Source organism: Paenilisteria riparia FSL S10-1204 (assembly GCF_000525995.1).
Taxonomy (GTDB): domain Bacteria; phylum Bacillota; class Bacilli; order Lactobacillales; family Listeriaceae; genus Listeria_A; species Listeria_A riparia.
The window spans coordinates 62,281-75,246 of the sequence record NZ_AODL01000006.1 but is presented as its reverse complement, the minus strand read 5'-3'; the positions used below and the strand labels follow the sequence as shown (position 1 = coordinate 75,246).

Genomic DNA, 12,966 nt, shown 5'->3' with positions numbered 1-12,966 from the left:
TTTGAGAAAAGGATGGGGATCCACACATGGTTTATCTACAAAAGCACGACAAGGCAGTTTTTGACGCAATTGAGTTAGAGTTAGGCAGACAACGGAATAATATTGAGTTAATCGCATCGGAGAATTTCGTGACGGAGCAAGTCATGGAAGCAATGGGATCTGTTTTAACAAACAAATATGCAGAAGGTTACCCTGGCAAACGCTATTATGGCGGTTGTGAATATGTTGATATTGTAGAAAACTTAGCCCGTGATCGTGCCAAACAATTATTTGGCGCAGAATATGTAAATGTTCAACCGCACTCTGGTGCCCAAGCGAACATGGCGGTTTATCATGCAACGCTTAAACCAGGTGACACGGTACTCGGCATGAATTTATCGCATGGTGGTCACTTAACACATGGTAGCCCAGCGAATTTTAGTGGCGAGTTGTATCATTTCGTAGCTTACGGTGTAGACGAAGAAACCAAGCAAATTGATTATGACAAAGTTCGTGAAATCGCTTTAGAACATAAACCAAAAATGATTGTAGCCGGAGCAAGTGCTTATCCGCGTGCGATCGACTTTTCTAAATTCCGTGAAATTGCGGATGAAGTTGGCGCGTACTTAATGGTTGACATGGCGCATATCGCAGGTCTTGTAGCTACAGGTCACCACCAAAACCCAGTACCGTATGCTGATTTCGTTACAACCACTACCCACAAAACTTTGCGAGGGCCACGTGGCGGTATGATTTTAGCAAAAGCAGAATGGGAAGCGAAACTAAACAAAGCGATTTTCCCAGGAATTCAAGGCGGTCCTTTAATGCACGTTATCGCTGCGAAAGCCGTAGCATTTGGCGAAGCATTACAACCAGAATTCACAACATATAGTGAAAATATTTTAAAGAACTCTAAACAACTAGCTAAAACATTGCAAGAAAACGACGTAGCGGTGTTAACAGGTGGTTCTGATAATCATTTACTACTAATTGATTTGAAACCACTTGGCTTGACTGGTAAAGCTGTAGAAGCTGTTTTAGATGATGTCGGAATTACTGTTAACAAAAACACGATTCCATTCGAAACAGAAAGCCCGTTTGTAACAAGTGGTATTCGCGTAGGCGTTGCAGCAGTTACAACTCGTGGTTTTGACGAAGTGGCTATCGAAAAAGTCGGCAAGCTAATTGCTAAAGTATTGCACAATTTAGAAGACGAAGCAGTATTAGCCGAAGTAAAAGCCGAAGTGGCGAAAATCACGGCGGAATATCCATTATATCCATCACTATAAATAATAGAGAATCGCGCTAAAATCCAAATTTGGCGCGATTTTTTGTTGTAGTAGATTTTACATAATCAATATTTTACTTGCACAAGCGGGATTCTTTGATACAATAAGAGAAGGAAATTTACCTAAAAGGAGCGAATACAATGGCAAAAGTACACGTAATTGATCACCCGTTAGTGCAACACAAGCTAACGATTATCCGTGATAAAGATACTGGAACAAAAGCATTCCGAGAATTAGTAAACGAGGTCGCAACATTAATGGCTTACGAAATTACTCGCGATGTAGAGCTAGAAGATACATTTGTTGAAACACCTTTGCAGCGAACGCCCGCCAAAACGATTGCTGGTAAAAAGTTAGGTGTTGTCCCTATTCTTCGCGCTGGTCTTGGAATGGCGGACGGAATCCTGACACTAATCCCAGCTGCAAAAGTAGGGCACGTAGGACTTTACCGAGATCACGACACATTGGAGCCAGTCGAATATTTCGTGAAATTGCCATCAGATGTAGAAGAACGCCTATTCATCGTTGTTGACCCGATGTTGGCAACAGGTGGTTCTGCTATCATGGCAATCGACTGTCTGAAAAAACGTGGTGCCAAGAATATGAAATTTATGTGTTTAGTTGCCGCTCCAGAGGGAATTAAAGCATTACAAGAAGCACATCCAGATGTCGATATTTATGTAGCTGGCCTGGATGAAAAATTAGACGAAAACGGCTATATCTTACCAGGTCTTGGAGATGCTGGCGATCGACTATTCGGTACAAAATAAATAAATGAAGACGGGGAAGCGAAGCGGTTTCCTCGTTTTTTCAGAAGGGAAAATGAATCATGAGTAAAATCAAAGTAATGAGTGTATTTGGAACGCGTCCGGAAGCAATTAAAATGGCTCCGCTTGTATTAGCCTTAGAAGGGCAGCCTGAAGCTTTTGAATCGCGCGTCGTTATTACGGCGCAACATCGCGAAATGTTGGACCAAGTTCTGGATATTTTCAATGTACAACCAGACGTCGATTTAAATATTATGCAAAAGCAACAAACATTAACAGATATTACAACCCGCGCAATGCAGGGATTAAACGAGGTCATCGCAACAGAAAAACCAGACATCGTTCTTGTCCACGGAGACACGACGACAAGTTTTGCCGCAGCTTTGGCAGCATTTTATAATCAAACAGCAATTGGTCACGTAGAAGCAGGCTTGCGTACATGGAATAAATATTCACCGTTCCCAGAAGAAATGAACCGCCAATTAACAGGCGTTATGGCAGACCTACACTTCTCACCCACGGCACAATCGAAGCAAAATCTGCTGAGCGAAGGCAAGAACGAAGATGCGATTTTTGTTACAGGTAATACGGCGATTGATGCATTGAAAACAACTGTACAAGACGACTATCGCCATCCGATTTTGGAAGGATTAGGTGATCACCGATTAATCTTGATGACAGCGCACAGACGTGAGAATCTGGGTGCACCGATGCAAGGGATTTTTGAAGCCGTTCGCGAAATAGCAGAGGCTCGCGAGGACGTTGAAATCGTTTATCCAATGCACATGAACCCAGCTGTCCGCGAAAAAGCAACAGCTATCCTAGGTGGCCATCCGCGTGTTCATTTAATCGAACCATTGGATGCCATTGATTTCCACAATTTTTTGAAGAAATCCTATCTTGTATTCACGGATTCAGGAGGCGTACAAGAAGAAGCGCCAGGTATGGGTGTTCCAGTATTAGTCCTGCGCGACACAACCGAACGTCCAGAGGGTGTAGAAGCAGGCACATTGAAGCTTATCGGCACAGCCAAAGAAGACTTGAAGAAAGAAGCATTTGATTTACTAGACAACGAATCATCTTACGCCAAAATGACCAATGCCAACAATCCATATGGTGACGGTGAAGCATCTGCGCGTATTCTGGAAGCCATTAAATATCACTTCAAAAAAAACGTCCGAACGTCCGTCTGACTATACAGTTTGAGAGTCGAAGCCATAGTTCCTTTCTTTGCGAGCTATGGTTTTTTTAGTACAGTGAAAAAGTAAGAAATCCCAATGGAAGCGCCTCATTGTTACAGATATATTACGGCTTCAGTTTTCGCTAGAGCTTTGCAATAGTTTGTGTTAAGATGAACAATGTTATTATCGAAAGAACTCAAAAGTAACTGTTCTATTCAATGCGTAGGGGATAATTGCTGGTCATACGGCACTGTCTCAATCCCGCCGACGCCTAATTTGCGGCGTAGACCGAATTGACCCAGATGTGCCGGGCAATTATAACTTTATACTCAAATAAGAATACGTGTTGTACTTTTTTCGTTCTTTTTCACTGGAAAAGATGCTTATGCAGTCACGTTATCTGCCAGAATCTTTTCTTAGCAAACAGGAAGGATTTTTTTGTTTTTCCAGTGACTTACGGAGGTGTGGCGTGTGGAAATGCGTACGACAAAGTCAAAGTCTACGCGATATATGTAACTTTTCAAAAAAAATGTTAAAAATTAATTCGCATTATTTCCAAGCGGTAGTGGAAGTGTGGTAAAATTGTAAGCAAGTAGGTACGGAATTTGTGAAAAGATATTGACTTTTTACTTTTGCCTATTGTATGCTAAAAACTAGCACGCTGATAAGGCTTACAAGCGTGTTCGGCTTTTTGTTAGCATACAGGTAATGTGTAAAAATTCACAAAGTCTAAACTTGCTTCTGTCATAAAATCTTAGTCACGTTTTATGGACGGGAAACAAAATTGGCCAATAACATTAAAGAAAGGACATCTGCCGGAATGTTAGAATCACTGATAGGAATGTATCATCGTCATCAGAAGTACATCATTGCGTTTGTTGGTATATGCGTAGCTGGATGGTTGCTAACCCCACATGTACATATTTTTTTGGGGCTAAAGCTAGGGATTATTGTAGGTTGGTTTAACTACTGGCTTCTAATGCGACGCACGCAAGCCATGACGAAAGCGATTGCTGAAAAGCGGACTTTCTATGGTATGGGAACAACTGCAAGAATGGGAAGCGTTCTACTTGCAACAATCATTGCGACACAAGTGCCAGATTTTTTTCACGTTTATAGTATGGTGATTGGTTTGGGCATTGTTTATTCCGTGGTTTTCTTAGATTTTGTTATCTATTCCATCTACCGGAAGAAAAACGCTTAAAAGAGAGAGGGGTGAACCAAATTGGAAGAGGAATTTCCAATATGGTACTTAGGGAAATTAGCATTTAACTTGTCTAATGTCCTGATGATTACAATTACGTGTATCATCGTACTGTTTATTGCAATCTTTTGTACTCGTAAGCTCCAAATGCGCCCAACAGGCAAACAGAACTTTATTGAATGGGTAATGGATTTTGTTAAAGGAATCATTAACAGCAATATGGACTGGAAAACTGGTGGACGGTTCCACGTATTAGGGATTACGTTGATATTCTTTATCTTCGTAGCCAATATGTTAGGATTGCCAATGCAGATTGCGGTTGGCGGCGAAGTATGGTGGCGTTCACCTACGGCTGATCCAATTGTAACGCTAACACTGGCGGTACTAATTATCGGATTGACTCACTATTACGGGATTAAGCTTAGAGGCACGAAACATTACGTTGTTGGAACCTACTTCAGCCCAATGAAATTTTTATTCCCGCTGAAGCTGGTAGAAGAATTCGCAAACACATTGACTCTCGGTTTGCGTCTATACGGTAACATTTTTGCAGGGGAAGTATTGTTAAGCATCATCGCGTTGCAATTAGCACATATCAACCCAGTTGTTGGCGTATTCGCTATTATTCCAGCAGTTGTATGGCAAGGGTTCTCTATCTTCATTGGAGCTATCCAAGCATACCTATTCACTGTGTTGACAATGGTTTACATGTCTCACAAAGTAAGTGACGAACACTAAGTAACACTCGCCACATCAAGGAGAAGTCAGACGTATGGGACAAAACCCATAATCTTGTAATAAACAAAAAAATTTAGAAGATAATTCGAGGAGGATATTATTATGTCATTAGGTGCAATTGCAGCCGCTATCGCAGTAGGTTTAGGAGCTCTAGGAGCAGGTATTGGTAACGGTCTTATCGTATCAAAAACAGTTGAAGGTGTTGCTCGTCAACCAGAAGCACGTTCTATGCTACAAACAATCATGTTCATTGGTGTTGGTTTGGTTGAGGCCCTTCCAATCATCGCTGTTGTTATCGCCTTCATGGTAATGAATAAGTAATCGACAATTTTGGCGGGAACATACTCGCCATTCCTTTGTGTAAAGGCATGAAACGATACTAAAGCGAATGTATGGAAAGGAGTGAATCGAACGTGCTAGGATTTAATATTGCACTAGGTTCAGCCGTGTTTACAGCAGGCGATTCTATTTTTACCGTCGTATCATTCTGTATTTTGTTAGTCTTAATCCGAATCTTTGCGTGGAAGCCATTAATGAATATCATGAAAGCCCGCGAAGAGCATATCGCATCGGAAATCGACTCGGCAGAAGAAAGTCGTGTACAAGCAGAAGCCCTTTTAGCTGAGCAAAAAGAAGTATTGCAACAAGCTCGTGTGGAATCACAAACAATGATTGAAAACGCGAAACAACTTGGCGAAAAAGAACGCGAAGAAATTATCAAAGTTGCGCGCGCTGAAAGTGAACGCATTAAAGAAGAAGCCAAAAGCGACATTACTCGCGAAAAAGAAGATGCTATCAAAGCGCTTCGTGAACAAGTCGGTTCCTTGTCTGTCTTAATCGCATCCAAAGTTATTGAGAAGAATTTGGACGAAGAAGCACAATCCGCGCTTGTACGAGAGTATATCGAAAGGCTAGGCGATGACAAATGAGCAAAGATTTAGAAGTTGCAAATCGTTACGCCCTAGCACTTTTTGAAGTTGCAAAAGATAAACAAATGATTAATCAGTTCGACGCTGAGCTAGCAATTGTGAAGGAATCTCTTGATCAAAGTGACGATTTCCGCTCACTAATCGAGAACCCAACCATTACTATCGAAGCAAAGAAACAAAATGCTGGCTACCGTTTTTGGCGGAATAACACCAGTATTACAAGATTTCATGTTTCTTCTTGTTGACCGTGGTCGCGAAGACTATTTAGTGACTATCATCAATCAGTACTTGAAGAAAGTGAAAGACGCCCGTGGCATTGCAGATGCAGAAGTTTACTCCGTTGTTCCGCTTTCCGAAGCTGAAGAAGCCGAGTTGTCCAAAGCCTTTGCAGCAAAAATGTCCAAAAACGAGCTTAATATTCATAATCATATCGACCCAAGCCTTCTTGGAGGTGTGCGGGTAGTTATTGGCAACCGTATTTATGACGGTAGTTTAAAATCAAAACTAAGAGACCTGGAACGACAAATTAAATTGTAAGTTTCCGGTGTAACCAAGGGGTGAATTTGATGAGCATTAAAGCTGAAGAGATCAGCGCTCTTATAAAGCAGCAAATTGAAAATTATCAATCTGAGCTAAAAGTTAGCGATGTCGGAACAGTTACCTATATTGGTGATGGTATCGCACGTGCTCACGGATTAGATAACGCAATGGCTGGAGAATTGTTAGAGTTCTCCAATGGTGTTATGGGTATGGCTCAGAACTTAGAAACCAATGATGTTGGTATCATTATTTTGGGACCTTATACTGAAATTCGTGAAGGCGATGAAGTTCGTCGTACAGGAAAAATCATGGAAGTTCCAGTTGGTGAAGGCCTAATCGGTCGTGTAGTTAATGCGCTGGGACAACCAGTCGATGGTTTAGGCCCAATTGAATCATCAAGTACACGTCCAGTCGAAGCAGTAGCGCCAGGCGTTATGCAACGTCAATCCGTTAACGAACCGTTGCAAACAGGGATTAAAGCTATTGATGCCCTAGTTCCAATCGGTCGTGGTCAACGTGAGTTAATAATTGGTGACCGCCAAACTGGTAAAACAACCGTGGCTATCGATACAATCTTAAACCAAGCAGACCAAGACATGATTTGTATTTACGTTGCCATCGGTCAAAAAGAATCAACAGTTCGTACAGCCGTTGAAACTTTGCGCAAACATGGTGCACTTGATTACACAATCGTTGTAACAGCATCTGCGTCTCAACCAGCACCACTACTATACTTAGCTCCATATGCTGGTGTTGCGATGGGTGAGGAATTCATGTATAACGGCAAACACGTTTTGATTATCTATGATGATTTGTCGAAACAAGCAGCCGCATATCGTGAACTTTCCTTGCTACTGCGTCGCCCTCCAGGTCGTGAAGCATATCCAGGGGATGTATTCTACTTGCATTCACGTCTATTAGAACGTGCAGCGAAACTGAATGACTCATTAGGTGGAGGCTCAATTACAGCACTACCATTCGTTGAAACACAAGCAGGTGATATCTCTGCATATATCCCTACCAATGTTATCTCAATAACTGATGGTCAAATATTCCTGCAATCTGATTTGTTCTTCTCAGGCGTACGTCCTGCTATCAACGCAGGTTTGTCCGTATCACGTGTTGGTGGTTCCGCACAAATTAAAGCGATGAAGAGCGTTGCCGGTACACTTCGTTTAGACCTTGCCTCATATCGTGAGTTGGAATCCTTCTCACAATTTGGTTCAGACCTAGACGCAGCCACTCGTGCAAAATTAGAACGTGGTAAACGTACTGTAGAAGTTCTAAAACAAGATTTGCATAAACCACTAAAAGTTGAAAAACAAATCCTAATTCTTTATACACTAGTTCATTCATTCCTTGACGATGTCCCAGTGGTAGACGTGCTACGTTTCGAAAGCGAAATGAACACATGGTTTGACCATAATCGTCCAGAATTACTGGAAACAATTCGCACAACGAAGAAGTTACCAGATGAAGCAGAGCTAGACAGTGCCATTAAAGAGTTCAAAAATACATTTGTTCCGTCAGAAGCGTAATCAAGTTTTTGACTGACAAACGAAACAAAGGTGGTGAAAATCTTTGGCATCTTTAATAGATATTAAGCAACGCATCACGTCCACAAAGAAAACAAGCCAGATTACAAAAGCAATGCAAATGGTGTCTGCATCCAAACTTGGACGTGCAGAAGAAAAAGCAAGAGCATTTGCACCATATGTGGAGAAAATTCGTGATGTAGTAACCCATGTTGCGTCAGGAAACAGCGCTGACCATCCAATGTTAGTGACACGTGCGGTCCATAGAACGGGCTATATCGTTATCACTTCCCATAAAGGTCTAGCTGGTGCCTACAATAGTAGCGTTATTAAAGAAGTATATAAACAAATTCAAGAAAAGCATACTTCAAGCGAAGAATATGCCATTATCGCTTTAGGAAGAGCAGGTGCAGACTTCTTTAAAGCTCGTCAAATGAATGTTGTCTTGGAAGTACCAAGTATTTCAGACCATCCGATTTTTGCTGAGATTAAAGATGTTGCGCGCAATACTGTCCAAATGTTTGAAGATGGTGTGTTTGACGAAGTATTTATCTTCTACAATCACCACGTGAATTCAATTTCCCAGACATTACGAACTGAGAAATTATTGCCATTAACAGAGTTCCATGAAACAGAAGTGGAACATGATTTGACAACATACGAATTCGAACCATCCGAAGGCGAAATCTTGGAAGTATTATTACCGCAATATGTTGAAAGTCTGATTTTCGGTGCTGTTCTGGATGCCAAAGCCGCAGAACACGCTGCCCGAATGACAGCGATGAGAAGCGCGACTGATAATGCGACCGATATTATTGATGATTTGTCATTACAATATAACCGTGCTCGCCAAGCTGCGATTACACAAGAGATTACCGAAATTATTGGTGGTGTAGCAGCTCTCGAATAATATTTGAGAGTTGTAAGCCAGCCGTTTAAAGTTCCCTAGTTAAGGGAGAGCAAGTGAGGAGGAAAATCGCATGACTGAAGGACGAATAATCCAAGTTATGGGTCCTGTTGTAGACGTTCAGTTTGATAACCACTTACCAGAAATCTACAATGCGCTTAAAGTTGAGTACAAAGCACAATCTGAAGAGGAAAAAAGTGTAGAATTAACACTAGAAGTAGCAATCCATTTAGGTGACGATGTTGTTCGTACAATCGCGATGGCCTCTACTGATGGTGTTCAAAGAGGTATGCCAGTAATCGATACTGAAAGCCCAATCACTGTTCCTGTTGGAAACGTGACTCTAGGACGTGTATTCAACGTACTTGGAAATACAATTGATTTAGATGAACCAATCGCAAGTGACGTTCAACGCAATAAGATTCACCGCTTAGCACCAACATTTGACGAACTATCGACAACAACTGAAATTCTTGAAACAGGAATCAAAGTTGTAGACTTGTTAGCGCCATACGTAAAAGGTGGTAAAATTGGTCTGTTCGGTGGTGCCGGGGTAGGTAAAACGGTACTTATCCAAGAGTTGATTCATAACATTGCCCAAGAACACGGCGGTATTTCCGTGTTCGCTGGTGTAGGTGAACGTACTCGTGAAGGTAATGACCTTTACTTTGAAATGAAAGACTCAGGCGTTATTGAAAAAACAGCTATGGTATTTGGCCAAATGAATGAGCCACCAGGTGCGCGTATGCGTGTAGCCTTGACAGGTCTAACTATTGCCGAATATTTCCGTGATGTAGAACACCAAGACGTTTTGCTTTTCATTGATAACATTTTCCGTTTCACGCAAGCTGGTTCAGAAGTATCAGCATTGTTAGGACGTATGCCATCTGCTGTAGGTTATCAACCGACATTGGCGACAGAGATGGGTCAATTACAAGAACGTATCACATCTACGAACGTAGGATCTGTTACATCTATTCAGGCCATTTACGTTCCTGCCGATGATTATACCGATCCAGCCCCAGCAACAACTTTCGCCCATTTAGATGCAACAACTAACTTGGAGCGTAAATTAACCGAACAAGGTATTTACCCAGCGGTAGATCCACTTGCCTCCACTTCTCGTGCACTTGCTCCTGATATCGTGGGAGAAGATCATTATGAAGTTGCGACACAAGTACAACAACTATTACAACGCTATAAAGAACTTCAAGATATCATCGCTATTCTAGGGATGGATGAGTTATCTGATGAAGACAAACAAGCAGTTGGACGTGCACGTCGTGTTCAATTCTTCCTAAGTCAAAACTTCCATGTGGCAGAACAATTCACTGGTCAAAAAGGCTCGTATGTCCCAGTCAAAGAGACTGTTAGAGGTTTCCAAGATATTCTCGCTGGTAAATATGATCACCTTCCAGAGGATGCGTTCCGTTCACTTGGACGTATTGAGGAAGTTATCGAAAAAGCCAAAGGCATGGGTGTCGAAGTTTAATAAAAACAGGAGGAGATATACATGGGCATTTTAAATGTAAGTATTGTTACTCCAGATGGTCCTGTTTTCAGCGGTGAAGCAAATATGGTCATCGCAAGAACAAAAGCTGGCGAACTAGGTATTCTGCCTGGTCACGTTCCTTTAGTAGCCCCTCTAAAAATTGATGTCGTCCGCTTAAAGCACGATGGCACAGAAGAATGGGTTGCAGTAAATGGCGGCTTTATGGAAGTAAATGGTGAAGAAGTGAATATTTTGGCTGATACTGCAGAACGTGAAGAAGAAATCGACATTGTTCGTGCTGAAGCAGCTAAACAACGAGCAGAAGATGCATTGAAAGATGCGAAAGACAAAAAAGTAGATGAACTAAAAGCAGAAGTCGCACTTCAAAAAGCAATCAATCGTATTCACGCCTATAATAAAAAATAATTTTTCGCAAGTTTTGGGGCTATTTACTCGTACAAGGAGTCTAGCTCCAAACTTGTTTATTACATTTTGTAAAAAAACACAATATAAAGCATATAAAATTGTTATTCTGTAACATTCCTGTTAAAATAAGATAGGTTGGTAAAAAATAATGGAGGCCACAGATGTATACAGTTATTGGGCAACAAGCAATTATCGTAATGATTTCACATCTCCTTTTTATCGTCATTACATTTTGGGCCTTACAGGCACTTAACTTCGAGAAATTAATACGCCGAAATCATATTATTCAAGCACGAGTCTTATATTTAATTATCGCTGTAGCTTTAGGAGTTACCATAAGTAATTTCTTTTTAGACTATTTTATCTCAGCTAAACAACTCGGAAATCTTTTTAGCAACTAATTTTTAACATTATAAGAGGTTATAATTGGTATACCTCTCTTAAAATTAGTGTTGAAATTAGGCAGTCATTAATGTTAGAATGTCATAGTGCGCTTAAATTCGCATAATTTCATTTCAATATTAATTTTAAGTGATATATACCAGTTCATGAATAGAGTAATTAATACGCGGAGGGGTTCGTTTTGGAAAAAATTATAGTCCGTGGAGGAAAACAGTTACAAGGAACAGTGAAAGTTGAAGGGGCAAAAAATGCTGTTCTACCTGTTATCGCCGCTACATTATTGGCAAGTAAAGGAACAAGTACACTAAGAAATGTTCCACGTTTATCGGATGTCTACACAATTAATGAAGTACTAAAATATTTGAAAGCTGACGTTTCATTTGAAGAAAATACAGTAACTGTGGATGCTACAGGTGATATTCTTTCTGATACTCCATTTGAGTATGTTCGCAAAATGCGTGCATCAATTGTTGTAATGGGGCCTCTATTAGCACGTACTGGTTCGGCAAAAGTTGCTCTTCCAGGAGGTTGTGCAATCGGATCTCGCCCAGTTGATCTTCATCTAAAAGGCTTTGAAGCAATGGGCGCCAATGTGAAAATTGAAAATGGCTATATAGAAGCAACTGCAGACAAATTATCTGGTGCTAAAATATACTTAGATTTTCCGAGTGTAGGCGCTACACAAAATATTATGATGGCAGCTACATTAGCGGACGGCACTACAGTAATCGAAAACGTTGCTCGTGAGCCAGAAATTGTTGATTTGGCCAACTTCCTTAATCAAATGGGTGCACGTGTTATTGGTGCAGGAACAGAAGTTATTCGTATCGAAGGCGTTAAGGAATTGACGGCAACGGATCATTCTATCATCCCTGATCGTATCGAAGCAGGAACATTCATGATTGCCGCTGCTATTACGGGTGGTAATGTACTTATTGAAGATATGGTGCCAGAACATATTAGCTCGCTTATTGCTAAGCTTGAAGAAATGGGAGTTACAATTGTAGAAGAAGAAAACGGTGTAAGAGTTATCGGGCCAAAACATTTACGCGCAGTAGATGTTAAAACATTGCCACACCCTGGTTTTCCCACGGATATGCAATCACAAATGATGGTTATTCAAATGTTAAGCGAAGGCACAAGCGTAATGACAGAAACAGTATTTGAAAATCGTTTCATGCATGTAGAAGAAATGCGCCGTATGAATGCTGACATGAAAATCGAAGGTCATTCTGTTATAATATCTGGTCCTGCAAAGCTTCAAGGTGCTGAAGTTGCAGCGACAGATTTACGTGCAGCAGCAGCATTAATTTTAGCCGGTCTTGTGGCCGAAGGTTATACACAAGTAACTGAACTTAAGTATTTAGATCGTGGTTACTATGATTTTCATAAAAAGCTTCAAGCATTAGGTGCAGATATTGAACGTACAAGTGACACTAAAAAAATTAAAAGCAGATACTATTTAATAATTAAAGGACTAGGTCATGCAGGCCTAGTTCTTTTCTGAACTATGAACTTTAATGAAAATATATATAAGTTATAAGAAATATGCTATAATGCAAATGAGATAGTACGAA

General features: G+C 40.9%; 13 protein-coding genes and 1 pseudogene. All 14 read left to right on the top strand.

Annotated features, from left to right (window positions below; all coding sequences use genetic code 11):
* Positions 1–26 precede the first annotated feature (26 nt).
* The 14 genes and pseudogenes from glyA (at position 27) to murA (ending at position 12,896) form a co-directional block, all read left to right on the top strand.
* A complete protein-coding gene (gene glyA, locus PRIP_RS04110) occupies positions 27–1,268 on the top strand; it encodes a serine hydroxymethyltransferase (RefSeq protein ID WP_036099677.1) in 1,242 nt (413 codons plus the stop codon).
* A 140-nt stretch (positions 1,269–1,408) separates the two neighbouring features.
* Positions 1,409–2,038, top strand: coding sequence for a uracil phosphoribosyltransferase (gene upp / locus PRIP_RS04105; RefSeq protein ID WP_036099675.1), 630 nt, complete (start codon positions 1,409–1,411; stop codon positions 2,036–2,038).
* 59 nt (positions 2,039–2,097) lie between these two features.
* On the top strand, positions 2,098–3,228 hold the full coding sequence (gene wecB, locus PRIP_RS04100; RefSeq protein WP_052008707.1) for a non-hydrolyzing UDP-N-acetylglucosamine 2-epimerase: 1,131 nt from the start codon (positions 2,098–2,100) through the stop codon (positions 3,226–3,228).
* Positions 3,229–4,036: 808 nt separating this feature from the next.
* Positions 4,037–4,420 carry an ATP synthase subunit I gene (locus tag PRIP_RS04095; RefSeq protein ID WP_036065646.1) on the top strand — a complete coding sequence of 128 codons (384 nt, stop codon included), beginning with the start codon at positions 4,037–4,039 and terminating at the stop codon, positions 4,418–4,420.
* Between the two features lie 21 nt (positions 4,421–4,441).
* Complete coding sequence (gene atpB, locus PRIP_RS04090) at positions 4,442–5,158, top strand: F0F1 ATP synthase subunit A (protein WP_036099674.1); 717 nt, start codon at positions 4,442–4,444, stop codon at positions 5,156–5,158.
* 102 nt (positions 5,159–5,260) lie between these two features.
* Complete coding sequence (atpE, locus tag PRIP_RS04085; RefSeq protein WP_036065649.1) at positions 5,261–5,479, top strand: F0F1 ATP synthase subunit C; 219 nt, start codon at positions 5,261–5,263, stop codon at positions 5,477–5,479.
* Between the two features lie 71 nt (positions 5,480–5,550).
* Entirely contained in the window at positions 5,551–6,087 is a 537-nt protein-coding gene (gene atpF, locus PRIP_RS04080; RefSeq protein WP_420912106.1) for a F0F1 ATP synthase subunit B, read from the top strand.
* Positions 6,084–6,624 (top strand): annotated as a pseudogene (locus tag PRIP_RS04075) (F0F1 ATP synthase subunit delta). Before atpF ends, PRIP_RS04075 begins: the two are co-directional and overlap by 4 nt.
* A 29-nt stretch (positions 6,625–6,653) precedes the next feature.
* Complete coding sequence (gene atpA, locus PRIP_RS04070) at positions 6,654–8,165, top strand: F0F1 ATP synthase subunit alpha (RefSeq protein WP_036099671.1); 1,512 nt, start codon at positions 6,654–6,656, stop codon at positions 8,163–8,165.
* A gap of 43 nt (positions 8,166–8,208) precedes the next feature.
* The gene (locus PRIP_RS04065) at positions 8,209–9,072 is read left to right on the top strand and encodes a F0F1 ATP synthase subunit gamma (protein ID WP_036087324.1); all 864 of its coding nucleotides are present in this window, start codon (positions 8,209–8,211) and stop codon (positions 9,070–9,072) included.
* A 70-nt stretch (positions 9,073–9,142) separates the two neighbouring features.
* Positions 9,143–10,561: a F0F1 ATP synthase subunit beta gene (gene atpD / locus PRIP_RS04060; protein WP_036099669.1), complete on the top strand. Its 1,419-nt coding sequence runs from the start codon at positions 9,143–9,145 to the stop codon at positions 10,559–10,561.
* Positions 10,562–10,582: 21 nt separating this feature from the next.
* Positions 10,583–10,987, top strand: a complete 405-nt coding sequence (locus tag PRIP_RS04055) for a F0F1 ATP synthase subunit epsilon (RefSeq protein ID WP_036099666.1) — start codon at positions 10,583–10,585, stop codon at positions 10,985–10,987.
* 161 nt (positions 10,988–11,148) lie between these two features.
* Positions 11,149–11,388, top strand: a complete 240-nt coding sequence (locus tag PRIP_RS04050; protein ID WP_036099665.1) for a DUF1146 family protein — start codon at positions 11,149–11,151, stop codon at positions 11,386–11,388.
* 182 nt (positions 11,389–11,570) lie between these two features.
* Entirely contained in the window at positions 11,571–12,896 is a 1,326-nt protein-coding gene (gene murA / locus PRIP_RS04045; protein ID WP_052008706.1) for a UDP-N-acetylglucosamine 1-carboxyvinyltransferase, read from the top strand.
* Positions 12,897–12,966 lie beyond the last annotated feature (70 nt).